The organism is Enterobacter sp. BIDMC92, assembly GCF_001030225.1.
Taxonomy (GTDB): domain Bacteria; phylum Pseudomonadota; class Gammaproteobacteria; order Enterobacterales; family Enterobacteriaceae; genus Enterobacter; species Enterobacter sichuanensis.
This window is the reverse complement of record NZ_KQ087598.1, coordinates 3,072,009-3,097,568: the sequence shown is the minus strand read 5'-3', so window position 1 is coordinate 3,097,568 and position 25,560 is coordinate 3,072,009. Positions and strand designations below refer to the sequence as shown.

The 25,560-nt window shown below is 53.8% G+C and carries 24 protein-coding genes and 4 tRNA genes; 19 read left to right on the top strand and 9 right to left on the bottom strand.

The window, feature by feature from the left end:
- Positions 1 to 71: 71 nt before the first annotated feature.
- A complete protein-coding gene (locus SP99_RS14590; RefSeq protein ID WP_008499467.1) occupies positions 72 to 407 on the top strand; it encodes a DUF496 family protein in 336 nt (111 codons plus the stop codon).
- Positions 408 to 454: 47 nt separating this feature from the next.
- On the opposite strand, the gene SP99_RS14585 is transcribed toward SP99_RS14590, so the two are convergent.
- Positions 455 to 790, bottom strand: coding sequence for a gamma-glutamylcyclotransferase family protein (locus tag SP99_RS14585; protein WP_047959028.1), 336 nt, complete (start codon positions 788 to 790; stop codon positions 455 to 457).
- Positions 791 to 843: 53 nt separating this feature from the next.
- A tRNA-Asn gene (locus SP99_RS14580) sits at positions 844 to 919 on the bottom strand.
- Positions 920 to 1,080: 161 nt separating this feature from the next.
- On the opposite strand from SP99_RS14580, the gene emmdR reads away from it, so the two are divergent.
- Complete coding sequence (gene emmdR / locus SP99_RS14575) at positions 1,081 to 2,535, top strand: multidrug efflux MATE transporter EmmdR (RefSeq protein WP_120262340.1); 1,455 nt, start codon at positions 1,081 to 1,083, stop codon at positions 2,533 to 2,535.
- 103 nt (positions 2,536 to 2,638) lie between these two features.
- Positions 2,639 to 2,714: transfer RNA gene (locus tag SP99_RS14570), tRNA-Asn, on the top strand.
- Positions 2,715 to 2,856: 142 nt separating this feature from the next.
- Here SP99_RS14570 and SP99_RS14565 read toward each other — a convergent pair.
- The 3 genes from SP99_RS14565 to shiA all read right to left on the bottom strand — a co-directional run bounded on the left by SP99_RS14565 (position 2,857) and on the right by shiA (position 7,483).
- Positions 2,857 to 4,623: an aminopeptidase P family protein gene (locus SP99_RS14565; protein ID WP_047959027.1), complete on the bottom strand. Its 1,767-nt coding sequence runs from the start codon at positions 4,621 to 4,623 to the stop codon at positions 2,857 to 2,859.
- Between the two features lie 18 nt (positions 4,624 to 4,641).
- Positions 4,642 to 6,096 (bottom strand): AMP nucleosidase, encoded by a 1,455-nt coding sequence (locus SP99_RS14560; protein ID WP_047959026.1) that lies wholly within the window; start codon positions 6,094 to 6,096, stop codon positions 4,642 to 4,644.
- Positions 6,097 to 6,169: 73 nt separating this feature from the next.
- A complete protein-coding gene (shiA, locus tag SP99_RS14555) occupies positions 6,170 to 7,483 on the bottom strand; it encodes a shikimate transporter (RefSeq protein ID WP_047959025.1) in 1,314 nt (437 codons plus the stop codon).
- Positions 7,484 to 7,674: 191 nt separating this feature from the next.
- Here shiA and ldtA point away from each other — a divergent pair, with 191 nt between their 5' ends.
- Positions 7,675 to 8,574, top strand: a complete 900-nt coding sequence (gene ldtA / locus SP99_RS14550; RefSeq protein WP_047959024.1) for a L,D-transpeptidase — start codon at positions 7,675 to 7,677, stop codon at positions 8,572 to 8,574.
- Positions 8,575 to 8,719: 145 nt separating this feature from the next.
- Here ldtA and SP99_RS14545 read toward each other — a convergent pair.
- Positions 8,720 to 8,795: transfer RNA gene (locus tag SP99_RS14545), tRNA-Asn, on the bottom strand.
- A gap of 320 nt (positions 8,796 to 9,115) precedes the next feature.
- Between SP99_RS14545 and nac the strand changes: the two genes are divergently transcribed.
- The 13 genes from nac to SP99_RS14480 all read left to right on the top strand — a co-directional run bounded on the left by nac (position 9,116) and on the right by SP99_RS14480 (position 22,123).
- Positions 9,116 to 10,033, top strand: a complete 918-nt coding sequence (gene nac / locus SP99_RS14540; RefSeq protein ID WP_045286298.1) for a nitrogen assimilation transcriptional regulator NAC — start codon at positions 9,116 to 9,118, stop codon at positions 10,031 to 10,033.
- Between the two features lie 96 nt (positions 10,034 to 10,129).
- Complete coding sequence (gene cbl / locus SP99_RS14535; RefSeq protein ID WP_025759285.1) at positions 10,130 to 11,080, top strand: HTH-type transcriptional regulator Cbl; 951 nt, start codon at positions 10,130 to 10,132, stop codon at positions 11,078 to 11,080.
- A gap of 474 nt (positions 11,081 to 11,554) precedes the next feature.
- On the top strand, positions 11,555 to 11,995 hold the full coding sequence (locus SP99_RS14530) for a RidA family protein (RefSeq protein WP_047959023.1): 441 nt from the start codon (positions 11,555 to 11,557) through the stop codon (positions 11,993 to 11,995).
- Positions 11,988 to 13,178, top strand: coding sequence for an MFS transporter (locus SP99_RS14525; RefSeq protein WP_047959022.1), 1,191 nt, complete (start codon positions 11,988 to 11,990; stop codon positions 13,176 to 13,178). Before SP99_RS14530 ends, SP99_RS14525 begins: the two co-directional genes overlap by 8 nt.
- A gap of 48 nt (positions 13,179 to 13,226) precedes the next feature.
- A complete protein-coding gene (locus SP99_RS14520) occupies positions 13,227 to 14,477 on the top strand; it encodes a cation:proton antiporter (protein ID WP_053060158.1) in 1,251 nt (416 codons plus the stop codon).
- 4 nt (positions 14,478 to 14,481) lie between these two features.
- Complete coding sequence (locus SP99_RS14515) at positions 14,482 to 14,745, top strand: acyl carrier protein (protein ID WP_014884442.1); 264 nt, start codon at positions 14,482 to 14,484, stop codon at positions 14,743 to 14,745.
- Positions 14,746 to 14,747: 2 nt separating this feature from the next.
- Positions 14,748 to 16,193, top strand: coding sequence for a class I adenylate-forming enzyme family protein (locus tag SP99_RS14510; protein WP_053060157.1), 1,446 nt, complete (start codon positions 14,748 to 14,750; stop codon positions 16,191 to 16,193).
- 9 nt (positions 16,194 to 16,202) lie between these two features.
- Positions 16,203 to 16,886 (top strand): hypothetical protein, encoded by a 684-nt coding sequence (locus SP99_RS14505; RefSeq protein ID WP_047959021.1) that lies wholly within the window; start codon positions 16,203 to 16,205, stop codon positions 16,884 to 16,886.
- A gap of 57 nt (positions 16,887 to 16,943) precedes the next feature.
- Positions 16,944 to 18,059: a beta-ketoacyl synthase N-terminal-like domain-containing protein gene (locus SP99_RS14500; RefSeq protein ID WP_047959020.1), complete on the top strand. Its 1,116-nt coding sequence runs from the start codon at positions 16,944 to 16,946 to the stop codon at positions 18,057 to 18,059.
- 15 nt (positions 18,060 to 18,074) lie between these two features.
- A complete protein-coding gene (locus SP99_RS14495; protein ID WP_047959019.1) occupies positions 18,075 to 18,563 on the top strand; it encodes a hypothetical protein in 489 nt (162 codons plus the stop codon).
- 19 nt (positions 18,564 to 18,582) lie between these two features.
- On the top strand, positions 18,583 to 20,274 hold the full coding sequence (locus SP99_RS14490) for an NAD(P)/FAD-dependent oxidoreductase (protein ID WP_047959018.1): 1,692 nt from the start codon (positions 18,583 to 18,585) through the stop codon (positions 20,272 to 20,274).
- A gap of 42 nt (positions 20,275 to 20,316) precedes the next feature.
- The gene (locus tag SP99_RS14485) at positions 20,317 to 21,642 is read left to right on the top strand and encodes an aminotransferase class III-fold pyridoxal phosphate-dependent enzyme (protein ID WP_047959017.1); all 1,326 of its coding nucleotides are present in this window, start codon (positions 20,317 to 20,319) and stop codon (positions 21,640 to 21,642) included.
- Positions 21,629 to 22,123, top strand: a complete 495-nt coding sequence (locus tag SP99_RS14480; RefSeq protein ID WP_047959016.1) for a flavin reductase family protein — start codon at positions 21,629 to 21,631, stop codon at positions 22,121 to 22,123. The genes SP99_RS14485 and SP99_RS14480 overlap by 14 nt, the downstream gene beginning before the upstream one ends.
- 42 nt (positions 22,124 to 22,165) lie before the next feature.
- Here the strand turns inward: SP99_RS14480 and SP99_RS14475 are convergent, their stop codons facing one another.
- The gene (locus SP99_RS14475; protein ID WP_047959015.1) at positions 22,166 to 22,774 is read right to left on the bottom strand and encodes a glutathione S-transferase family protein; all 609 of its coding nucleotides are present in this window, start codon (positions 22,772 to 22,774) and stop codon (positions 22,166 to 22,168) included.
- Between the two features lie 170 nt (positions 22,775 to 22,944).
- On the opposite strand from SP99_RS14475, the gene SP99_RS14470 reads away from it, so the two are divergent.
- Positions 22,945 to 23,838 carry a LysR substrate-binding domain-containing protein gene (locus tag SP99_RS14470; protein WP_047959014.1) on the top strand — a complete coding sequence of 298 codons (894 nt, stop codon included), beginning with the start codon at positions 22,945 to 22,947 and terminating at the stop codon, positions 23,836 to 23,838.
- 71 nt (positions 23,839 to 23,909) lie between these two features.
- Here SP99_RS14470 and SP99_RS14465 read toward each other — a convergent pair whose 3' ends face one another.
- Positions 23,910 to 24,842: a LysR family transcriptional regulator gene (locus tag SP99_RS14465; RefSeq protein WP_047959013.1), complete on the bottom strand. Its 933-nt coding sequence runs from the start codon at positions 24,840 to 24,842 to the stop codon at positions 23,910 to 23,912.
- 141 nt (positions 24,843 to 24,983) lie between these two features.
- Here SP99_RS14465 and SP99_RS14460 point away from each other — a divergent pair, with 141 nt between their 5' ends.
- Complete coding sequence (locus tag SP99_RS14460) at positions 24,984 to 25,373, top strand: RidA family protein (protein ID WP_047959012.1); 390 nt, start codon at positions 24,984 to 24,986, stop codon at positions 25,371 to 25,373.
- Between the two features lie 83 nt (positions 25,374 to 25,456).
- Here the strand turns inward: SP99_RS14460 and SP99_RS14455 are convergent.
- A tRNA-Asn gene (locus tag SP99_RS14455) sits at positions 25,457 to 25,532 on the bottom strand.
- Positions 25,533 to 25,560 lie beyond the last annotated feature (28 nt).

Here is a 25,560-nt window from a genome sequence, read left to right as displayed (position 1 = left end):
GCTGTCAGTAAGGTTATTGTTACAACGGTTGCTTTAACGAATCCGAATCTCACATTATCAGGGGTGTAAAAATGGAAACTACCAAGCCTTCGTTCCAGGATGTTCTGGAATTCGTCCGCCTGTTCCGCCGCAAAAACAAGCTGCAGCGTGAAATCCAGGACGTTGAGAAGAAGATCCGTGACAACCAGAAACGTGTTCTGCTTCTCGACAACCTGAGCGACTACATCAAGCCGGGTATGAGCGTTGAAGCTATTCAGGGCATCATCGCCAGCATGAAGAGCGACTATGAAGACCGCGTTGATGACTACATCATCAAAAACGCTGAGCTGTCCAAAGAGCGCCGTGACATCTCTAAGAAGCTGAAAGTGATGGGCGAAATCAAAAACGGCGAAGCAAAAAGCGAGTAATCGCAACGAATCGTGAAAAAGGCTCTCTGGTGACAGAGAGCCTTTTTTTATGATTCAGAACGCGGCTGAAGCTGATAAATCCAGGCATTTACCCGTTTACCTTCATGGGTTGTCACCGTCACCTCAACCCGATCGTAGCCGTCTTCAAATTCATCCAGCATTGGCCAGTGTGCGGCAAGGTTATCAGAGATAAACAGATAGCCTTCAACGCGGGGGCCATCGGGGTGGAGCACGATGCCCGGGAAATCAGCTGCAGCGCCCCAGCCGCGTTCGTAAAACGTGCCGGATACAAAGCCGGGCAGCCATTCGCCGCCGATGTTTTCCAGAATATGCGCATTAGAGTGGCCCGGGCGCAGCGTGCCGTAGACAAACAGAGCGTTCATTTTCCCTCATCCGCAAAGCAAAAAGCCTGCTTTAAAAGCAGGCTTTTTAAATTTGGCTCCTCTGACTGGACTCGAACCAGTGACATACGGATTAACAGTCCGCCGTTCTACCGACTGAACTACAGAGGAATCGTTGTGGAGGCTTATCTTAGCGGCGAAAAAAGTTTTGTCAAACCTGATCTTAGAGAAAAACGACTGATTGCTGATTCTGTCATCAGTTTGTTGTAAATCCACACATCTTTTTAAGGAAAATACTTTGCAGGATTAGCATTTGTCCCCCATCATTTGAAATGGAGTTTCAACTTTTCTCGCTAAGGTCCATTTTGAACGTCACTGCCTCCTTACGCCAGGCGATAACGCGCACGCCATGGTATGCAAAACGTAAAAGCTATCGTGTTCTGTTCTGGCGTGAAATCACCCCGCTTGCTGTGCCTATCTTTCTGGAAAACACCTGCGTTCTGTTAATGGGCGTGCTGAGCACCTTCCTGGTGAGCTGGCTGGGGAAAGAGGCGATGGCCGGGGTAGGGCTGGCGGACAGCTTTAACATGGTGGTGATCTCGTTCTTTGCCGCTATAGACCTCGGAACGACGGTGGTGGTGGCCTTTAGCCTTGGCAAGCTTGACCCCAAACGTGCCCGCGAGGCGGCCCGCCAGTCGCTGATGATTATGACTATTTTTTCGATCGTTCTGGCGGCGCTGATCCACTATTTCGGTAAAGAGATTATCGACTTTGTCGCCGGGGAGGCCACCAGTGAGGTAAAAGACCTGGCGCTGACCTATCTCGAGATGACCGTCATAAGCTACCCGGCGGCAGCCATTGCGCTGATTGGCAGCGGCGCGCTACGTGGGGCGGGTAATACCAAAATCCCGCTGCTGATCAACGGCGGAATGAATATCCTGAATATCATGATCAGCAGCGTGCTGATCTACGGCGTGTTCTCATGGGATGGACTGGGGTTCATCGGCGCCGGGCTGGGGTTAACCATTTCACGCTATATCGGTGCGGCGGCCATTATTGGGGTGCTGATGGCGGGGATCACGCCTTCGCTGCGTCTTACACTGAAAAGCTATTTCCGCCCCTTTAATTTCGCCATTATCTGGGAAGTCATGGGGATTGGTATTCCCGCGAGCATTGAATCGGTGTTGTTTAACGGCGGGAAACTGCTGACGCAGATGTTTGTCGCCGGGATGGGCACCGACGTTATCGCCGGTAACTTCATTGCCTTTTCCATTGCCTCGCTGATTAACCTGCCGGGTAACGCGCTGGGGTCGGCATCGACCATTATCACCGGCAAACGGCTCGGGAAAGGGCAGATAGGCCAGGCGGAGCGACAGTTGCGTCACGTGTTCTGGCTGTCGACGATTGGGCTGACGCTGATTGCCTGGGGCACCGCGCCGTTTGCCGGGCTGATGGCTTCGTTCTATACCCACGAAGATGACGTGAAAGAGGTCGTTAAAATTCTCATCTGGCTCAACGCGGCCTTTATGCCCATCTGGGCGGCCTCATGGGTACTGCCCGCCGGTCTGAAAGGCGCGCGGGACGCCCGTTTTGCGATGTGGGTTTCAATGCTTGGCATGTGGGGATGTCGCGTCGTTGCCGGGTATACGCTCGGGGTGATGCTCGGATGGGGCGTGATCGGCGTCTGGCTGGGGATGTTCCTCGATTGGGCCGTGCGCGGTGCGCTGTTCTACTGGCGCATGGTCAGCGGGCGCTGGCTGTGGAAATACCCGCGACAGAATGCCTGACAATTGCGCGAAATGGAGAATAATTCGGCAAACGATCGGAAATATGCATTCTGCCTTTGACATCATGGGGGAGCATCGATAATATGCGCCCCGTTCACACGATTCCTCTGTAGTTCAGTCGGTAGAACGGCGGACTGTTAATCCGTATGTCACTGGTTCGAGTCCAGTCAGAGGAGCCAAATTTGAAAAGCCTGCTTTTAAAGCAGGCTTTTTGCTTTTCTGCGCAAGGTAAATGCAAAACGGCAACCCGGTTGCCGTTTTTAGTGTGTGCACCCTCTCCCGTGGGAGAGGGTTGGGGTGAGGGCACCAGACCGCACGAAATTACACGCTAATCGGCGCCGTCGCCGCTTCCAGCCACGAACGCGCTTCGCTGTTCACCAGGGGTAACAGCGCCTCACGTACCTGCTGGTGATATGCATCCAGCCACGCTTTTTCCTGCTCGCTTAACAGATCCAGCTCGACCTGACTCAGGTCGATGGGGATCAGCGTCAGCGAAGCAAATTTGCAGAATCCCGGACGGCTCTCAACGATTTCTACCTGGTTTTCGATGCGGATGCCGTGGCTATCGCCCAGATAATATCCCGGTTCGATAGTCATGATATTACCCGCCACCAGCGGCCACGGATTGACCTTTTTGGCAATACGATGCGGGTTTTCATGGATCAGAAGCTGATGCCCCACGCCATGCCCCGTACCGTGATCGTAATCCAGCCCCATCTCCCACAATGGACGACGCGCGAAAGCATCCAGCTGATGTCCCTGAGTGCCGGAAGGAAACTGCAGGGTAATCAGCGACAGGAAGCCTCTCAACACGGCAGTGTAGTGCAGGCGCTGCTGCGGGTCGACCTGACCCCAGGCCAGCGTGCGCGTGGCATCGGTAGTGCCATTAGCATACTGACCGCCGGAATCGTTCAGGTAAAACTGGTCATGAACAATGGGCTTGTTGCTGGCCTCGCTCGAATGGTAATGGCACATCGCCGCATTGCTGGAGGAGGCGGAGATGGTGGCAAAGCTTTGCTCGATAAACCCGGGCTGCTGTTTACGGAACGCAAGCTGTTGCGCCTGAACCTCCAGCTCGGTTAGCGGGTTTCCTGCCGCCTCGCGCAGCGGCACTTCACGGCTCAGCCAGGCAAGGAAGTTGACCCATGCGGCACCGTCCTGGTGATGACACTCGCGGTAACCCGCCAGTTCGACCGGGTTTTTGGTGGCCTTAATCAGGGTTATAGGGTCAGTCCGCCAGACAATCTCTCCCTGTGGCTCAATAGCGAAGCGCAGGGCTACCGGCGCGGAATCGGCATCTACCATTACCCGTTTACCGGCAGCAAGCCGCTGGCAGCGCTCGATAAAGGCGTCCTGCGGCGCAATAGTGAACGCATTGCGCACGGCGTCTGGCAGGGCGCTGAGCTTATTGTCGTTAACAAACCACTCAACGTGACCGTCTCGACCCAGCAGGACAAAAGAGAGCGGTACCGGGCTGTAAGGGATATCTGCTCCCCGCACGTTCAGGAGCCAGGCGATATTGTCCGGCAGGGTAACGGCCAGATAATCGGCATTGCTGGCGGCCAGCACAGCGGCAACGCGCTGACGTTTGTCTGCGCTGCTTTTACCGCTGAGTTCAACCGGCATGCTACGAATAAGCCCCGCCGGTGCGGCAGGGCGGTCAGTCCACAGAGTATCAAAAGGCGATTCACCCAATGGCACCAGTTCGCACGCTGTGGCGGACAACTGCTCAAACTCTGTATTGGTCATCAGCAGCGGGTCAAAACCGATGCGCGTGCCTGCCCCCACGTTTTCCGCCAGCCATTGCGACAGCGGCTCGTTATGCAGGTGGTGGATCTCAATCTCATCCGTGTTGACCTGCACGCGCGCCTGAACCTGATAGCGGCCATCGACGAACAGCAGTGCTTTGTCCTGCAGCACCAGCGCCACACCGGCCGAACCGTCAAAGCCCGTCAGCCAGGCCAGCTTTTCATCGTAGGGCGCGCAGTATTCACTCTGCCAGGCATCGGCGCGCGGGACAATCATCCCGTCGAGATGGCTGGCTTCAAGCCACTGGCGCAGGGCAGAGAGAGGTGATGTGCTGTACATTATTTATCCTTGTCGTAATTAGCGGAACGGCGGCTCGTTGAAGGTGCGCAGCTTGCGGGAATGGAGTCTGTCCCCTTCCGCTCGCAGCAGGTCAATGGCGCGGATGCCAATCTGCAGATGTTCGGATATCGCCCCTTCATAGAAACGGTTTGCCTGGCCCGGCAGCTTAATTTCGCCGTGCAGTGGTTTATCGGAGACGCACAGCAGCGTGCCGTAGGGGACGCGGAAGCGATAGCCCTGCGCGGCGATGGTGGCGCTTTCCATATCAATCGCTACCGCGCGGCTCAGGTTAAACCGCAGCGCGGAGGCGGAGTAGCGCAGCTCCCAGTTGCGATCGTCCGTGGTGACGACCGTGCCGGTGCGCAGGCGCTGCTTAACTTCTTCGCCCGGCATGCCGCTCACCTCTTTGGTGGCGTCATACAGCGCACGCTGGACCTCGGCGATGCTTGGGATGGGAATATCCGGCGGCAGTACGGCATCAAGCACATGGTCATCACGCAGATAGGCGTGGGCAAGCACGTAATCGCCAATCAGCTGGCTTTCGCGCAGGCCGCCGCAGTGGCCAATCATTAGCCACACGTCCGGGCGCAGAACCGCCAGATGGTCGCAGATGGTTTTCGCATTCGACGGGCCGACGCCAATGTTAATCAACGTAATACCCTGACCGTCGGCGGTGATCAGGTGCCAGGCCGGCATCTGATGCTTTTTCCACGCCAGGTCGGAAATCAGCTGCTCGGGGGCTTCGGTCTCCGCGGTGATCCAGATCCCCCCCGCACAGGAGAGCGCGATGTAAGGGCTCTCCGGGGCGAGGATCTGGCTGCAGCCCCAGCGGACAAATTCGTCGACGTAGCGGGTGTAGTTGGTAAAGAGCACGAAGGGCTGAAAATGCTCGGCTGGCGTACCGGTGTAGTGACGCAGGCGCGCCAGGGAGAAATCGACCCGGCGGGCATCAAAATGTGACAGAGGAGAAAACTCTGCCGGGTGGTAAATGCCGTCAGCCGTCTCATCGCCAATCTGCGAAAGTTCCGTCGTCGGGAAATGGCGGGTCAGGCCCGCGCTCATGGAGCGATCCAGCGTTAACGCCGAGCCGTCAATCACGTACGGATAGGGGATCTCGTGCTGGGAAGGCTCAACGGCGATGTGCGCACCGTAGTCCTGGTACAGCAGCGTGAGCTGCTCTTCAAGGTAAGGGCGGAACAGTGCAGGGCGGGTGACGGTGGTGCTGTAGCAGCCGGAGTGGGTGAAACGGGCATAGGCGCGGGTTTTCGGCGTGGTGCTGGCGCTGCCGTCCCAGGTCACAGAGAGCGACGGATAAACAAAAAGACCCTCGCTTCTGGCCTTTTCGTCGGGGAGTTTCCCTGTGTCGATATACTCGCTAATGGCGCTGCGCAGCGCGTTGACGGACTGTTCATACAGTGCGTCGAGTTTTTCCAGCGCCTGAGCCGGGGTCAGGCTGGAGCCCTTATTATTCATCTCTGTCTCCTTGTTCCACAGGTGTGCGACTCTACCCGATAGTATGTCACACGCCTGTGAAACAAAAGTGAGATCAGCGGTGGTGCGTCTCTTTCATCAGAAGCGCCGTCGCCGCAGAGAGCAGGCAGCCGGCCAGCAGATAAATCGCCACGCTGTGCCAGTTTCCGCCTGAGAAGGTCACCAGCGCGGCGGCAATAAAGGGGGTAAACCCGCCGCCGACGACGCTTGCAACCTGGTAACCCACGCCAGCTCCGCTGTAGCGGTAGCTGGCGCCGAACAGTTCGGTAAACATCGGCTGCTGGACGCAGACCACCATATCGTGAGCGATATTCGCGAGCATAATGGCAAAGAAGACAATCCAGAAGATCGACTGTGCCTCCAGCGCCATAAAGAAGGGCCAGGCGCTGAGGGTTCCCACCAGCGCCCCGGTGATATAAACGCGACGTCGACCAAAGCGGTCCGCCAGCCAGGCGAAGCAGGGGATGGTCAGGCAGCTGATCCCGCCGACCACCAGGCCGATATTCAGAAACAGCTCACGCGGCAGACCGAGATTCTGCGTTGAGTAGTTCAGCGCAAACGCGGTGACGATATACATCGTCAACAGTTCGCACAGGCGCAGGGCGATAATTTTCAGAAAAGCGCCAGGGTGCTGCACCAGGGCTTCCATCACCGGCAGCCGCTTTTTGACGGCAGGTATTTCCTGCTGCTGTTCGAATTCAGCGGACTCTTCCATCCCGTTACGGATCCACAGCGCGGCGATGACCAGCACGATGCTGAAGATGAACGGAATGCGCCAGCCCCAGCTCAGGAACTGTTCGTCGGTGGTGAGCTGGCTGATTAAGGAGACCAGCCCGGTGGAAAGGAGCAGACCCACGCCATACCCGACCTGTACGCCGCTGCTGTAAAACGCTTTCTTATTTCTTGGCGCGCTCTCAACCGATAACAGCGCCGCGCCGCCCCATTCACCGCCCACGGCGAACCCCTGAATGGCGCGCAGGGTAACCAGCAGTACCGGTGCCCACCAGCCAATGGTGGAAAACGAAGGGAGGATGCCAATCAGCGCGGTGGCGATCCCCATCATCCAGACGGTGAGCATCAGCATACGTTTGCGACCGAGGCGGTCGCCGAAGTGGCCGAAGATCACGCCACCCAGCGGGCGAAACAGAAAGCCGACGCCGAAGGTGGCAAACGCGGCGAGGGTGCCCATCGCGGGGCTGACCTGCGGAAAGAACTCGCGGTTAAAGACCAGGGCGGCGGTAATGCCGTAGAGCAGAAAATCATACCAGTCGACGACGGCACCCGCGAAGCTGCCGAGGGCGGCGCGGCGGGCACGATTGAGCGAAGGTGTCTCCTCGGTGGGATGTGTGGAGGTGAGAGTGGAATCCATAGTTGTCCTGTCTGCACTGATTTTTAATTATTGGTATAAGAAAAAGTCACTCACAAAGCGGCCGTCACGTAAACGGAACTTATGAGACTACCGCGACAGGGAGCCTGTGCAAACTGATTTTATTTCCTGATGGGTAATGCAAAACGGCTACGCTATGCTTAGTGAAGAACGAAGCGACGGAGGAAGGGACGATGTGTCGTAAAGAGGTGTTGGGGTGTCTTGCTGCGTTGCTTATCAGCCAGAGCGTGCAGGCGGTGAGCTATCCGTTGCCGCCGACGGGCAGCCGACTGGTGGGAAGCGCGCAGGTCATCACCGTGCCGGATCGCAATACGTTACCGCTCGAGGCGTTTGCCGCACAGTACGGGCAGGGGCTAAGCAATATGCTGGAAGCGAACCCGGGCGTGGATCCTTTTTTGCCCAAATCCGGTACCCGGCTGGTCATTCCCCAGCAGCTGATTCTGCCTGACACCGTCCGGGAAGGCATTATCGTGAATGCGGCAGAAATGCGCCTCTACTATTATCCGCCCGGCGGCACTACCGTAGAAGTCCTGCCCATTGGCATCGGTCAGGCCGGGCGCGAAACGCCGCGTAACTGGGTGACGGCGGTTGAGCGTAAGCAGGAGGGACCGACATGGTCTCCGACGCCCAATACGCGCCGCGCCTATGCGGCAGAAGGCAAAACGCTGCCTGCATTCGTGCCTGCCGGGCCGGATAACCCGATGGGGCTGTATGCCATTTATATTGGCAGGCTGTACGCCATTCACGGTACCAACTCGAATTTTGGCATCGGGCTGCGGGTGAGCCAGGGCTGTATTCGTCTGCGCAATAACGACATCAAATACCTGTTCGATAACGTTCCGGTCGGAACCCGGGTACAGCTTATCGATCAGCCCGTTAAAGTCACCACCGAGCCGGACGGTAGCCGCTGGGTGGAAGTGCATGAGCCGTTGTCACGTAACCGTGCGGAATTTGAATCGACCCGGAAAGTGCCGCTGCCGATATCGGCAGCGCTGCGGACAGAGTTGATCAACGAGGGGGCAGGTGCTGAGCTGGAACGGCGGTCAGGGATGCCGGTGAAGCTCGGCATGTAAAGGCATTGTGCGGTCTGGTGCCCTCACCCCAACCCTCTCCCACGGGAGAGGGTGCACACACTAAAAACGGCAACCGGGTTGCCGTTTTGCATTTACCTTGCGCAGAAAAGCAAAAAGCCTGCTTTAAAAGCAGGCTTTTCAAATTTGGCTCCTCTGACTGGACTCGAACCAGTGACATACGGATTAACAGTCCGCCGTTCTACCGACTGAACTACAGAGGAATCGTGTGAACGGGGCGCATATTATCGACCTGCGTCTCCCTTGTCAAAGGGTGGATCAACGCCTTTTGATCGTTTGCTGACAAAATCGGCAAAGTGGCGTTTTTGACAGCGGAATGCACTGCTTTGGTGCGGATATACCCCTAATGGGGCAGATCATAAACTGCTGTTTCAGTAATAAAAGCCCCCTCCATGATTAGGATTCCTTATTTTCAGGTGGTTAGCGAGTAATTCAGACCGCCTGGTAAAACTGGCATTCATATTGCAAAACCTGTTCAACAACGACAGCCGGTTCCGGCACAGCATTTCGAACAGGGGGCAAAATGAACTTAAGACGACTGAAATACTTCGTAAAAATCGTCGATATCGGCAGCCTGACTCAAGCGGCGGAAGTGCTGCATATCGCGCAGCCTGCGCTGAGCCAGCAGGTGGCTACTCTGGAAGGCGAGATGGATCAGCAGTTGTTGATCCGCACCAAACGCGGCGTTACGCCAACGGAAGCCGGTAAAATCCTTTATACCCACGCGCGCACCATCCTTCGCCAGTGTGAACAGGCGCAACTGGCGGTTCATAACGTTGGCCAGACGTTGAGCGGGCATGTTTCTATCGGTCTGGCGCCGGGAACGGCCGCATCATCTATTACCATGCCATTGCTGCAGGCGGTTCGCGCTGAGCTGCCAGAAGTGCTGGTGTACCTGCACGAAAACAGTGGGTCCGTACTGAATGACAAACTGCTCAGCGGCCAGCTGGATATGGCGGTGCTTTACGATCGCTCCCCGGTCGCCGGGATCACCAGCCAGCCGCTGCTGAAAGAAGATCTTTATCTTGTGGGCACCCGCGACTGTCCGGGCCAGAGCGTTGACCTTACCGCGGTGGCAGAGATGAACCTCTATCTGCCGCGCGATTACAGCGCCGTGCGCGTGCGCGTGGACGAAGCCTTCTCCCTGCGCCGCCTGACGGCAAAAATCATCGGCGAGATCGACTCGATCTCCACGCTGACCGCAGCCATTGCCAGCGGAATGGGGGTCACGGTGCTGCCGGAATCTGCCGCGCGTTCGCTGTGCAGCGCGGCAAACGCCTGGATGGCGCGCATCACCACGCCTTCAATGAGCCTGCCGCTGTCGCTGAATATGTCCGCACGCGGCTCGCTGTCGCCGCAGGCGCAGGCGGTGAAAGAGATTTTGATGTCGCTGGTCAGCAAGCCATCGCTTGAGAACCGCGAACTTCAGCTCGTGAGCTGATATTCCATAAAAGCATAAGATGCTGGTTTTTATTATTTGTTCTGCAGCTCAGCTGACTCTAACAATAGAGCTATGTCAGATGCGCCGGAGTGAATCGTGAATTTCCAGCAACTTAAAATTATCCGTGAGGCGGCCAGGCGGGATTACAACCTGACCGAGGTCGCCAATATGCTTTATACCTCTCAGTCCGGCGTCAGCCGCCATATCCGCGAGCTGGAAGAGGAGCTGGGGATAGAGATCTTTATCCGCCGCGGTAAGCGCCTGCTCGGCATGACAGAGCCTGGTAAGGCATTGCTCACTATCGCGGAGCGGATCCTCAACGAGGCCAGCAACGTGCGTCGTCTGGCCGATCTCTTTACCAATGATGCCTCCGGCGTGCTCACCATCGCCACCACCCATACCCAGGCGCGCTACAGCCTGCCGCCGGTGATTAAAGCCTTCCGCGAACTCTTCCCGGAGGTGCGTCTGGAGCTTATCCAGGGCACGCCGCAGGAGATTGAAGTGCTGCTGCAAAACGGTGGGGCGGATATCGGCATCGCCAGTGAACGCCTGAGCAACGACCCGCTGCTGGTGGCCTTCCCGTGGTTCCGCTGGTATCACAGTCTGTTACTTCCGGTCGATCATCCCCTGAATCAGGTCTCTCCGCTGACGCTGGAGGAGATCGCAAAATGGCCACTGATTACCTACCGCCAGGGCATTACCGGACGTTCACGCATTGATGAAGCCTTCAACCGTAAAGGGTTAACGCCGGATGTGGTGCTCAGCGCGCAGGATTCCGATGTGATTAAAACTTACGTCGAGCTGGGGCTGGGCATTGGTCTGGTGGCGGAACAGTCCGGAGGCGAGCGCGAAGCCGGGAACCTGGTGCGTCTGGATACACGTCATCTGTTTGACGCCAATACCGTATGGCTGGGTCTCAAGCGCGGACAGCTCCAGCGCAACTATGTGTGGCGCTTTATCGAGCTCTGCAACGCCGGCTTGTCGGTGGATGAGATTAAACGCCAGGTAATGGAGCCGGAAGAAGTAGCGATTGATTATCAGATTTAAGCCCTTCATAGCACGACTCTCTCGTAAACAAGAAGCAAAAGCCTGCCCTTAAAAGCAGGCTTTTCTCTATTGAGATCATTTAAAACTCTGCCCGCTGGATTATTAAAACCTTTCAACAATAACGATTACGTGTAACGTCATAAGCTTGTCTTATATTAAAACATTTCTCATATTTTCCATTGGGTTACCTATAAGAATAAATGACGAAATACTGTTCTTTTTGCGTGCTGTATTATTTGTACGTAATAAACATATCCGCTTAAATAAAAAAAGAAGTTTTTTAAATTTTATTTCTTTTAGTTGGTGTTGGTGTTTGGATATTTCATTGATTATTTATTTCTTAATCTATTTAATTTAATTGTTGATTGGTTAGCTGCGCTTACAGCTTATCCAGGAAATGCTTACTTAATTGCCGCAAAGATTTCAGAACAATTTTTTGTTATTTTTTCTGGACAAATTTGATCGGGTTGTAATATGTTTGTTTCACCCAATGATGAAAGGCATGACATTGTGGAATCAAAAAAACTTATTACTTCCGGCAGCAGCTGGGAGGAGGCTTTCGGTTTCTCGCGAGCGGTAGAAGCTGACGGTTGGCTATATATTTCAAAAACGGGACCTCTTAATTCTGGTGGCGAGATTGAATCTGATGATATCGCACTGCAAACGGAATGTGTTCTTAATAAGATCAAGGGGATACTCGAATCGAATGGTTATGCGATAGACGATGTAATACAAAGCAGGATGTATCTGACTGAAATTGAACAATGGCAGCAGGTGGCTCGTATTCATGGGGACTATTTCCGTGATTCCAGACCTGCATTTACGTTATTGCATGTATTACCTTTTCCCGAGAAAAAAATGAAAGTGGCAATTGATATTGTGGCAAAAAAAAGACAGGGGGTAATTAATGAGTGATATCGCACAAGAAAATGCGGTTTCGCCGTTGTTTATCTGGTTTGCCAGCATTGCGGCCGGTACCGCCATGGCAAATAACTATATTCTCCAGCCCGTATTACCTGCTATCGCGACATCTTTGCAGTTGCCCCTGTTTTATACCGGCTTCATTGCAGCGAGCATGCAAATAGGTTATATGCTGGGAATACTCTTTCTTGTTCCGCTGGGAGACAGCGTTAACCGTAAAAAACTGATCGTTTGTCAGTTTTTCCTCCTCTCGCTTGCGCTGTTCACTGCTTCCCTGACCCGTCAACCGTTGCTCCTTTTTAGCGCGGGAATCGTGACGGGCGCGATGGCGACAAGCGCAGTGCAGCTGAATGCGCTTGGATTTCATATTACGCCAAAAGGCGCCACGGTCGGTCTGATCACGATGGGGATTTCGGCAGGGATCCTGCTTGCAAGGCTAGTGGGCGGCAGTCTGGCCGATGCGCTTGGCTGGCGAGGGATGTTGGCTATCTTCGCCACCGTTATGGCCTCCATGGCGTTGCTGGCCATCAGATGTCTGCCCGATGTTAAGCCCGCAAGGGATACGGGGTATCTGAGCGTCATGGCGAAATTGCCGGGTTTACTGCGTAACGCGCGGCTGATTGAGTCTGCTGTAACCGGAGGCGCATGGTTTTTTGTCTTTAGCCTGTTATGGGTGACCATCATGCTTCATCTGCAAAGACCGCCTTTGCATCTGCCTGCGGGAACCGCCGGATTATTTGGCCTGGCGGGTATCGTCGGTCTTGTACTGGCGAATTATGCGGGGAAACTGGCTGACCGCTTCGGGTGTCGCAGCGTGATTTTTAGCGGAATGGTACTCGTGGTTGCGGGAATAACCGTCCTGTTTCTCTTTCCTGCGTCCTTACCGGGGCTAACGCTGGGTATTATCTTATTCGATTTAGGGTGTTTTGCCGCGCAGGTGGCTAACCAGACGCGAGTACTCGGACTACACCCGGATAAAAGAAGCAGCCTCTATGCGCTTTATATGTTCTTTTATTATGCAATGGGAGCAGCAGGGTCCGTTACCGGTCCGTGGGTGTATGAAAGATGGGACTGGCAGGGCATCTGTTTAGTGAGCGTCGTGATGGTAATTATTGCGATGATGACCACCGCAATAGGCCATTTTAACGAAAATAGCGTCGCCCACGTTTCGAACTGAACGTTTTTAATATCAATAAACTCAACGCTAGCTATGGCGGGGATACTCATGTTTATTATTCAGCTTTCCGTTATTGTTTTTGCCTGCTATGTCGTGGGCAAACTTATGGAGCAGATAGGTCAGGCGCAGGTCATTGGCCATATTGCTGCAGGCGTTTTATTGGGACCGACCTTCTTTCCCGGAATAATGTCGCTGTTCTCATTTCAAACATCTTTATTTAGCCAGGAGTCGCTGACCACCATTGATAAGCTGGCGAATTTGGGCATGATTTTGCTCATGTTTGACATTGGGTTGTCGCATTTTCATGGTAATAACCATGGCCGCCGTAAGCAAACTATCGCTGCGTTAAAAATAGCGGTATTAGGCATGCTGCTCCCTTTTATCGGTGGCGTGTTAGCGGGGAATTCGGTACATGCCGAACTGGCGCCACAAACCGATCGTCTTTTATTTAATATCTTTATGGGAACGGCACTGGCGGTATCCGCTCTGCCGGTGATTGTGAGGATCATTGAAGACTTAAAGATGCTTCACCTGGCTATCATTCCTCCCGTCATCACAGCTGCCATTCTTACCGATGTGACAGGCTGGGGGATTTTGGCTTTGGACAGCGTATTTGCTGCGGTTGAAGGAAAATCCGATTCGCTGTGGTCTTATTTATCGGTCGTGACGGTAACCCTGGTACTGTATTGGCTGGTGACCTGCAAAGTCGTGGTGCCACTTCTCATTCGGTATGCGCACAAACCTGAGATGAGATTTCCGTCGATTATTTTTTGGATTTTGATCAGCGCGTGGGGAGCGGATTATCTTCACCTGCACAGTGGTTTCGGTGCGTTGCTGGCGGGCAGTATGCTCGCGCGGATCCCCGGGTTAGCAAAGCAATGGCACGCGAGTATGAACGGCTTCATGCACTATGTTTTACTGCCCGTGTTGTTTGTCAGTGCCGGTCTGAAAACGCATTTCGACTTCAGTATGGCATCGCAGGATATTGCCTGGATAATCGGGTTCACCTTACTGGCATTTATGACCAAGTTCAGTGGTGCTCTGCTTGGGGCGCGTATTTCAGGCTATTCACTACGTGACGCTTCCATGATTGGCGCGCTCATGAATACGCGTGGTCTGATGGAACTGGTCGTGCTGTCCATTGGGCTCGAATTGCACCTTATTTCGCAACGTGTCTACTCGATTATGGTCATCGTGGCGCTCGTGGTGACGGCAACGACGCCGCCAATATTACGTTGGTTAAATAAAGAATCCTCTTCCGCTGTAGTAAATAAAACGCTTGAAAACATTAAAGGGTAAAATTATGAAACTGGATATGCCTGTGATTGTCGATCGTATTAAAGAAATCATCGCTGAACGTATTGGTCTGGACGTCGAGCGCGAAGATATTGCTGACGAAACCGGTCTCGCCTCAATGGTTGGAATGGATTCTATTGGATTTGTCGAATTACGCTTCCAGTGCGAGGAAGAATTTAATATTAAAGTTGAGGATAAAGAGTTTTCACCCGCGAATTTCTATTCATGCCAAACCCTTTCGCGTTTCATTATGAATAAGCTTGGAGCCTGAGAATGCTAACGCGAGCAGAAGAACGTGCCGCTTTTGTTCCCTATGAGCCTGCCGGTTTATTTTCTCCGGTGCTGGCAACGTCTGCGGTGGGGACCAGCGGCGCTGAAGGAGAGAGTTATCAATATTATGTCGATTACTGGCAGCGGCAGAGTTTAGAACCCGGTCAGGTCGTACTGATAGCGATGCCGAACTGCCCGGACTTGATGTACATGTTCTTTGCCGTCCTCAACAGCGGCTTTGTGCCGGCGCTGATCCCGCCGCTCACGCCAGCAGAACGCATTCTGCAGATGCTTGAGGACTTTGCAGCAGGGGCGCTGGTGCGAACGCCGGTTCAGCAAGGGCGTTGGCAGGAACTGGGGGTGAGCGCAACTGAAAGCTTAGGTCGCTGGCAGGTGGGAAAATGCCGTCATGGCGGCCCCGTACAGACACAGCCGGGGCAGGTCGTGATTGCCACGTCCGGGACGTCATCGTCGTTCAGCAGCGGGTGTGTTCATCATTTTGATTCTCTGCGCCGTAACGCGCTGCGCCACGCCAAAAGTATCGGTATGAGCGCCAGTGACAGGGTATTGATCAGTTTGCCGATGTGCTACTCCACCGCGCTGGTTGCACAGATGGTTGCTGCCCTGGAGACCGGCTGTGAAATGATTATCAGTGGGCCTCCGTTCTCTGTACCCCATTATCTGGATGATTTACAGCGATACGGCGTTACCCTCAGCTCGCTTACTCCCGTATTACTGCGACAGCTGAACGCCTGGGAAACCACGCTTCCGCCGGGTTTGAAAAAACTGACGATTGGAGGCGATCTGGCTGCGCCGAAAGAGGTGGAAGCCTTCTTACTCCGGCAGCCATGGCTTGAGCTATATCTGACTTATGGCATCAGCGAGGCCGGACCCCGAGTGTCGACGTGCCCGGCTCATCTGCTGGGGAGAGGATATTATGCTTCTGCCGGACGTCCTATTGACCAGACGGAAGTTCGCATCCTGCCAGGTGCAGACGGGCAGGACGGGCAGGGGGAGTTGCTGATTTGTTCTGATACCTTGCTTGTAAAGCGTATCGGGCGGGGTAACCGACAAACGTTTATTGAGCTTGATGGCAAACGCTGGCTTCGCACTGGAGATATCTTCTTCCAGGACGCTGATGGGTTCCTTTTTTTCAAAGGCAGAATCAGTGATTTCATTGTCATTAGGGATGAGAAGGTCAATATCGGTGCCGTGAAACAGCTGTGCCGGGAAATTAAAGGGGTAATGACCTGCAAAACCCAAATCGTCAGTGAGGGTGACCAAATAGCGGGGTTCGATATTTTTTTGACCTGCGACGAATCATTGATCAATGAAACCAATTGCCAGCAGCACAGTGCCCTCCTGCTGAAAAAACTCAAACGCCACGAACGGCCGCGAAATATAAACTTTGTTTATTGTGGCGCGGCCTCATTAACACAATATAAATAAGGTGATGTCATGAATGATGAACTTCGGGAACTGGCACGGGCGGTCATTGAAAAATATCACTTGACGAATCTTGAGGATATTTTGCGTGAAGTGCCAAAAACAATGTGTCATGTCCTCCAGGAATCAGATGTGTTTGAAACATGGCCGGCGGACATCGTTCGCCTCAAGTTCCCTGAGGAACACTGGGATTATTATATTTCACGTTATGAGCATTTTCGCGACGAGGTCATACGTAACCTGACGCCTCAGGATTATCTTCGCGAAATGCTGAAGCAAACACAGCGCTTACCCTGTTTCTGCTCGGAAATGGCCGATGTCGCGGCGATACTGTATAGCCAGATTATCAATAAGACCGTGTATTCATTACGAAATATTTTTGTGAATTATCTTTATTTACCCCGCCCATGGCATTGTATTAATGCGGTGGTGGAGAATGAGCGGATTCGGTATTTTGATATTTCTGCTTATGCCCAGGTGCTGGACCGTAAAAGAAGGAAAGTGGTTAAGCCTGCCGAGCTGGATGGGTTTGATGCGACAGATATCACATTTGATTTCATTGAAGGTCCACGCTGGCTACAAAAAGAGCCTTATCAACGGAAAATAGAATTAACTGCAGGCGAGATCAAAGATAATTTTTATCCTTCTCCGCTTGAGGATAAGCCACTTAACGAATTTTTACGCACTTTCAACTGATATATCGTTAATTCAATTTAACCAGCTTACCGTATTATTTTCGGTAAAGGAAAAATGATGACTACTACAACGTATGTCGCAAATGTTGTCGGCATGGGATGGACAACTGCGTCTGGCGATCGCATCGAGGATGTTTTTCAGACCTTACTGGAAAGCCAGACCGGTATTGCGCCAGCGCCATCGGAGCGAAGCTTGCGAACTGAACTGGCCGCTATGCTGCCGGGCGAGTGGCCAGCAGAAATGCGTGAAAAACTGATCGCGTTGACAAAACGTACTGCCCTCCGGGCGCTTGAAGATGCGGGTGCAGGGGAACCCGTGCCGGAGGAGCGGCGCTTTTTGATTGTGGGCACCAGTCTTGGATTCCGTCTCGACAGCGAGGCATTTTCCCGGGAGCCTCTCGACGGTTGGGTTAACGAGGTGGCGGCGTCGCTGGGGATGGAAGGGATCGCCCTCTCTACCGCCTGCTCATCGGGCTCAGATGCCCTTCTTCTGGGGGCGCATTTAATTGCGACGGGGCAAGCAGACCTGTGCGTGTGCGGCGGGGCGGATATTCTTACTGATTCAAAACGTCTGGCCCATAGCGCGCTGGGTACGCTTTCCCTTTCTACCCTGAAATCGTTCGATGCCACACACGAGGGTACGATTCTCGGAGAAGGGGCCGGTTTTCTGGTATTGCAACGGGAAGGCGGGTCTGCGCCACGCGTGCTGGCCAGGCTTGTCGGCGCGGGGGCGTCTAACGATGCGGCGGGACTGACCGCACCGGATGAGCAAGGCAATGGCATCCGCCTGGCATTGCAGCGGGCCCTGACGCAGGCAGGACTTGAGCCTGGCGACATTGCGCTTATTAATGCGCACGGTTCGGGTACCTTGACCAACGATCGGGTTGAAAGCAATGCCTATAACCAGTTTTTCACGCATCGTCCCTGGGTCTTCGCCACAAAGGGTAATTTTGGCCATACGCTAGGGGCTACAGGGGCGCTGGAAGCCATCGCGCTCATTCACAGCCTCAATACGGGCACGATCCCCCCGGTCTATGAGCTGAAAAAACCAATTGATGGCCTGCGCTTTAATTTACCCGCGACACAGCCTCAGCCTTTAAAGGGAAAAACGGGTTTGAGCATGACGATTGGGTTTGGTGGTTTTAACACCTGCCTGATATTTACCGTAATGTAAAAAGTGGGGCAGCGAATGAAAATCGTTTCATCAAGTACCGCAAGCTCATTAATCTGGTCAGATTTAGATGAGACCTTACGCCGGGGGTTAAAAACAGCAGACCCGTTGTCATTAAATGTGCTGTTTACTGTCAATAAAATTTATCAACAGCATCAGGCATTGCTGGATAAGCATCATGAGAGTGTCGGGTTTATTCAGTTTGGTACGGCATTCCCTGTAAATACCAGTGAGAAAATTATTAATGATATGGCAATAAAATCGCGCGTCTCGCCGGTCGATTTTATTAATGCCAATGTGGGGGCGCCCGTTTCCATTTGCTGTACGCGCTTTCGCTTTCAGGGTCCTACTATGGTACTGACGATGCCGCAGCGCACCGGCAAAAATATTGCCATGTCTCTGGCGAGGGAATGGTTAACGCAACAAGCGACATATCTTTTTCTGATTCAGGCCGATCACGCGCGTGATAATGAAATCGAAATAACAACACAGTTAGTCTCTCAGTAATATTATTAAGGGTAAAGCAATGAAACAAAGTCATTATGATGTGGCCATCATCGGGAGTGGTATTGCTGGAACCATGCTCGGCGCTATTCTGGCAAAACAGAAATTGAACGTGGTGATTATTGATGCAGGTACCCATCCTCGCTTTGCAGTGGGGGAATCGATGGTACCGGAAAGTGCTGTGCTTTTGAAAATACTTGCCCGCCGGTACAATATTCCTGAGTTGGCATGGCCGGGGGAAATTCATGCACTGATGGAGAATATTGGCACGTCGAGCGCAGGAATTAAACTGGCATTCAGCTTTGCATGGAACGGTAAGAATAAAGCGCATAATCCGCAGGACGTTGTGTCGACACCGGTACTGTCTCCGGAAGCGCATCTGTTCCGCCAGGATATTGATGCCTATTACCTGGCGCTGGCCGCGCGTCTGGGTGCAGACATTCGCCAGCAAACCCGCATTCAGTCTATTGAAGAAACCGGCGACGGGATGCTGCTGGATCTGGGTAAAGAACAGATCCAGGTCAAATACGTCGTGGATGCTGCAGGCTTTCGCTCACCGGTTGCCGATAAGTTCGGCCTGCGCGAAGGTGCGCGCGAGATGCAGAGCCGTACCCGTTCGTTGTTCACCCATATGACAGGCGTCAAACTGTATGAAGACGTCATCGCCTCAACGGATGTGACCGGTTCGCCGACTCCGCTCTCACAGAGTACGCTGCATCACATGTTTGAAGGAGGCTGGCTCTGGATTATTCCTTTCAACAATCACCCCTATTCGACCAATACCTTATGCAGCGTTGGCCTGCAGTTCGATATCGATAAACATGGTCCTGCAGGAGACCCGGAAGAAGAGTTTACCCGTTTTCTTGATGAGCACCCCTCCGTTGCCCGCCACTTTGAAAGCGCAGCCCGGGTACGTGAATGGACCGTTGCACCTCGCCTGAATTACACCAGCCGCGAAAGCGTAGGCGAGCGTTACTGTCTTTTAGGCCATGCGGTGGGCTTTGTCGATCCGCTGTTCTCGCGCGGGTTAGTCAATACGTTCGAATCGATTCTGCGCGTCGCGCCTAAAATTGTTCATGCCGTCAGACAGGATGACTGGTCAAAAGAGCGTTTCTCCAGCTATCAGGATTACAGCCTGGAAGTGGTAAAAGTTAACGACAGGCTGGTGGCAAATTCATTCACCGCATTTGATAGCTTCCCGCTGTGGAATGCGTGGTTCCGTATCTGGATTAGCGGCAGCTACATTGGCGTTTTGCGTCTGCGCAAAATCCTGAGCGACTACCAGCAGCACGGGGATGACGAGCGGCTCGAGAAGGAATTTGAAAGCGCCACCTGGCCCGGCCACCTTTCCATTGAAAGCCCGTACTATGAGGCTATTTTCGATAAAGCCTGCGAAACAATGGAAGCCTATCGCGCCGGCAATCTTCCTGAAAAAGAGGTGATTGCTACGCTTCATGCGCTTTTTGCTGACAACCGGGAGCATTTCCCGATCGATTTTTCAGATTTCACCAATCGCTACCTCTCCCGGGCAACGGAAGAATTCGCCGATTCCCTGTTCTACTGGGCTCATAACGCGCCTGGCGGCATTGGCCACTTGTTCGATCGCGGAGATAAGCCGGTCCGATTCGATTTCCTCGATCCTTACCGCTATGGCGATCGTCAGCAGTTAAACCAGCATGCTGATGCCATGTTGCAACAGGTGCGTCATCAATAACCTGACGGGCGGCTGTCCGGGCCGCCCCCTGAGGAGAGCGTTATGGATACGGTAGTCGAACAACTTTTACAGCGACGGGAGGGTGCCGTTGCCCGTGGCATAAACCAGATGCATCCGGTGTATATTCAGCGAGCAGAGAATGCGGTGATATATGACGTCAACAATCGACGCTTCATCGATTTTTCCGGCGGCATTGCCGCGCTGAATACCGGGCATCTCCATCCTAAAGTCATCGCGGCTGTGGAGCGCCAGCTGCATCAGTTTACCCACAGCTGTTTTGCCGCCACCCCTTATGAATCGTATATCGCGGTGTGTGAACGTATTAACGCCCTCATGCCCGGAGATTTTGACCGGCGCAGTTTTCTCCTGACGACGGGGTCTGAAGCGGTGGAAGGCGCGCTTAAGGTTGCCCGTGCAGCCACCGGGCGCAGCGGGGTAATTGTCTTCAGCGGCGCCTATCACGGGCGTACGTTTATGACGCTTGCGATGAATGGCAAAATTGCGCCCTATAGCCAGGGGATGGGTGTCATGCCTGGCCCGGTCTTTCGGGCTCCCTTTCCGCAGGGAGAGACGGAACGTGATATTGCGCAGGCGCTGGCTGGCCTCAGGGCGATATTAACGAGCGATATTGCGCCGCAGGATGTGGCCGCCATTGTCATCGAACCCGTTCAGGGAGAGGGCGGGTTTTACGTCGTGCCGCCTGCGTTTATGCGTGGTCTGCGTGAACTCTGCGACCGGGAAGGTATCGTGTTAATCGCTGATGAAGTCCAGTCTGGCGCGGGACGCACGGGGACGTTCTTTGCTATTGAACAAACCGGTGTTGACGCCGATTTAATCGTGTTCGGTAAATCTGTTGCTGGCGGACTTCCGCTGTCCGGCGTTGTCGGTCGCGAGTCGCTTATCAACCAGGTGGCACCGGGCGGTCTTGGAGGAACCTGGGCAGGCAATCCGCTTTCCTGCGCGGCAGCGCTGGCGGTACTTGACCTCTTTGAGGAGAAGGACCTGCTGGGCGCAGCCCGCCGTCTGGGTCAGCGTTTGCGCAAAGCCTTAGAGTCCATTGTCAGCCCGCTGGCGATTGACTATGAGATACGCGGAGTCGGGGCCATGATTGCGCTGGAGCTTTTTTCTCTGGAGAACGGAGAGCGAACGCCGGCGACCGGGCTTATCGATCGGTTAGTCAAAAGCTGTACCCGTGACGGCCTAATTCTTCTTAAATGTGGCAAACAGGCGAATGCCATCCGCTTTTTAATGCCCTTGACGATTGAAGACAGCGTTCTGGATGAAGGGCTGACAATATTTGCTGGCGCGCTGCAACAGCAGATCGCGTCTACAGGTTTAGCAGAGGTGAAACGATATGGCGCAGTTTGATAGCCGAACCTTACGCAACGTATTTGGTCAATTCGCCACTGGCGTGTGTGTCGTGACCATGATGGATAAAGATAACCATTTCCATGGGTTAACCATCAGTAGCTTTAACACCGTTTCCCTGGAACCCCCACTGGTACTCTGGAGCCTGCGTAAGCAATCCTGGTACGCTCAGCATTTTCTGAAGACGGAAGCCTTTGCGATAAATGTCCTGTCGGGTCATCAGCATCAGGTTAGCGATATTTTTGCCAGCGCAGGCAGCGATAAATTTCATCGTGTAGACCACCGGGTCAGTAGTTATAGACTGCCTTTAATTGACGGCGCACTTGCGCACCTTGAATGCAAAATGTGGCGTCAGGTAGACGGTGGCGATCACTGGATCTTTATCGGTGAAGTGGTGGATTCGTTACATACTGAAGGTGAGCCGCTCATCTTCTTCAACGGTCGCTATGCGACCACCGCCGGTCTGTCGATTTCAGCCTAAAAAAAAGGGGCTGAAAAGCCCCATAACACGCCGAGCGAAGCGTTAACTGAAAGGGTACTTCTTAAATGCCGCCTGGTTTTCGAAAACGTCGGCAACCGCCTGAATCTTTTTAAAATCACCGGCGTTAACGACGTGAGGGATCATTGACTGAATAAATGTCCAGATAACCGTACTGGTGACCGCAACCTGATCGGCCACCGCATTATCCGGACGCCGTTCCAGCAGGGTGTTCCATTCCCGGCAGGCAGCCAGCAACTGGTGGGTGATGCGTTCTATCCATGGATTGTGCTGCTTCTCCGCCGGGCGCAGGTGGTGTTCATACACATTTTGGACCGCTTTCTCCGCGGCGGCGAGGATAAAGCCCAGCGTCTGCAGATCGTTTGCCAGCGCATCCGGTGCCACGGGCAGCAATCTCCGTTCAGGGGCAGCCTGGGCCTCAAAATAATTCAGTATCAGCGATGAGTCCATCAGACGTGTTCCATTATCCAGAACCAGTGTGGGCGCTTTTACCACAGGGTTGATCCGGGAAAATTCCTCAAATGTGCTGAATACCGACAGCGGCTGGCTTTCAAACGCAACGCCATAAAGTTCCAGGGAGACCGCCACGCGGCGTACATAAGGAGAATCCATCATGCCAATCAGCTTTATCATGATTCCTGTTTTCCTGTCTGTGTGAAAAAACGCTTCATTGAAGATGATAAACAGACATTACAATAAATTCGTTATGGCGAATATCATCAGTATCTTACGGCCTGAGTTAGTATTACTGACATATTGGTCGGTTGCCGTTTATCTGATTCAGCATATGAGGGAGTGGTTTCATGTCGGATTTTCCACCTATCGCAAGTTTGCGTAGTTTTGAAGCGGTGGCTCGCCTTGGCAGCGTAACGCTCGCGGCGAAAGAGCTTCATGTGACCCATTCCGCCATCAGCCAGCAGATTAAAGTGCTTGAGGAAATGGTGGGAGTGAAGCTGTTTATCCGTCATGGCCGAGGGGTGCAGATCAACGAAGAGGGGCGGCTCTACGCGTTACAGGTGCGCGAGGCGCTGAACCATATCGCAGATGCCACCCGGCTCGTGCAGGTGAAACCGAGAATACTGGAACTGACGCTGGCGATGGTGCCGTCTTTTGGTTGTCACTGGCTGTTGCCGCGTCTGGAACGGTTTCGGGAAAAATATCCGCACATCACGCTGCGACTCCAGGCCAGCCTGACGATCACCAGCATGCAGCAGGAAGGGATAGATATTGCGATACGCATGGGGAAAGGGAACTGGGAAGGAAGCGACTGCCATTATCTTTTTTCTGATGAGCTGATTGTTGTGGCGGCGCCCGGTTATAACGGCGGTGTCCTCCCGGCGACGCCGGCTGAGGTGGCGAAGAGCCAGATCATATTCTCCATGGAGTCGTGGAAAACCTGGTGTTTTAATGCGGGGCTGGAAAAAGAAATTGTGCCCGGCGGCTTATGCATTAACGATTCAAACTTAGTCCTTGAGGCTGTCAGACTCGGCAAAGGTATCGCGCTGGAGCGCCGTTCTCTGGTTCAGGATGCCATCACCCGGGGTGAACTGGTCCAGCTCACCCCTTTCACTGCGCCGTATCCCTGGCCTTACTGGCTGGTAACATCGCAATTAACGGAGGCGAAACCGGAAGTGGCTCTCTTCGTCGAATGGCTGGATGAGGAAGTTGCGGCCTGGCGTCAGCTCACGGAGTTCTGAACTTTTTTACGATGAGATCCTTCTGGTGGCTGACCGGGATCGCCATAGTTAATAACGGGCGAATAAATATGCTAAATTTCCTTTCCCTTTCGGTTGGTGTTGGGGACATGCTGCTGCATCAATTCAACGATCCAGTCAATAAAAACGCGCAGTCTGGCGTTGACATGGCGGTTCGGCGGGAACGCCAGATGCAGGGGCATTGGACTGATACGCCATTGTGTAAACAACGGAATCAAAGAGCCAGCCGCCTGATGCGCTGCCGCCATATAGACCGGCAGCGCAATCACGCCTAACCCGGCTAACCCGGCTTCGAGGTAAGCATTGCCATCATCCACGGCAAGTACATAGCTGCCCGTGATTTCAATATGTTCATTCTCACTGCGCAGTACAAGAGGATCAATCTTACCGGTGCGTGAGGACAAGAACCCTACAATGCGATGGTCGGTGTTTTCCAGCTCTTGCGGGTGCGCCGGGGTGCCAAGGCGTTCAACATAACTGGGGGCGGCGTAGACGCCGATGTGCAAATCTCCGACGTGGCGAGCGATGAGGGACTGGTCGTTGATTTCGCCACCGCGCAGGACGCAATCCACGCTGTCGCCGATCAGATCCACCACCCGGTCGCTCACGCCCATGTCGAACTGGATGTCAGGGTAGCGTGCATGGAAAGCCGGTAGCGCCGGCACCAGGATGAGGCGGGCCAGCGGACTGGGCACATCTACCCGTAGCCGTCCCGTGGGCGTAATCGCCGCGCTGGACAGGCTGTTTTCAGCATCTTCCATGTCCGCCAGCAGTCGGATGACGCGTTCGTAGTAGACCGCGCCATCGGGGGTCACACCGAGCTTGCGGGTGGTGCGATGGAGCAATCTGACGCGCAGGCGCGCTTCCAGCTGCTGAATGAGCTGCGTCACCGTAGTTTTGCTCATATGAAGCGTTTGGGCAGCCTTTGTGAAGCTACCGGCCTCCACCACGCGGGCAAAGGCGCGCATCGCGTCGAAACGATCCATTCCTTATCCTCTCTTTTTGCCGATTGTTTGGATATTACAAACAATGATGGACAAAGTCGCTTGTTTATCCGCCCGATCCTGCACCTGTAAAGTGTCTTCATGTTCAACGGGCTGACTTCGCCCTATTGCAAAGGTACAAACATGACAGCACGCGAAGTAGTTTTCCCCTCCGGTCGACAGGCGCTCTATGAGCGTAATCGCTATTCACCGGCCATCAAATCCAACGGCTTCCTGTTTGTTTCGGGGCAGGTTGGTAGCCGCGAGGATGGTTCGCCTGAGCCCGATCTGAAAGCGCAGGTCAGGCTGGCATTCAGGAATCTTAATGCTGTTCTCGCGGCTGCGGGCTGCACGTTCGGTGATGTGGTTGACGTGACCCTCTTTGTCGTCGATCCCGAGACAAACCTCGACGCTATCTGGAGTATCCTGCCAGAATATTGGGGGGAAGCGCCTTACCCTACGTTGACCGGGATCGGCGTGACGTGGCTTTACGGATTCCAGTTTGAGATTAAGGTGATTGCCAGGCTGCCCTGAGTGTTAGGGGCTTTCCGCCACCCGGCTAATTTTCCGAACGCAGAAAAGCAAAAAGCCTGCTTCAAAAGCAGGCTTTTCAAATTTGGCTCCTCTGACTGGACTCGAACCAGTGACATACGGATTAACAGTCCGCCGTTCTACCGACTGAACTACAGAGGAATCGTGTGAACGAGGCGCATAGTAACGA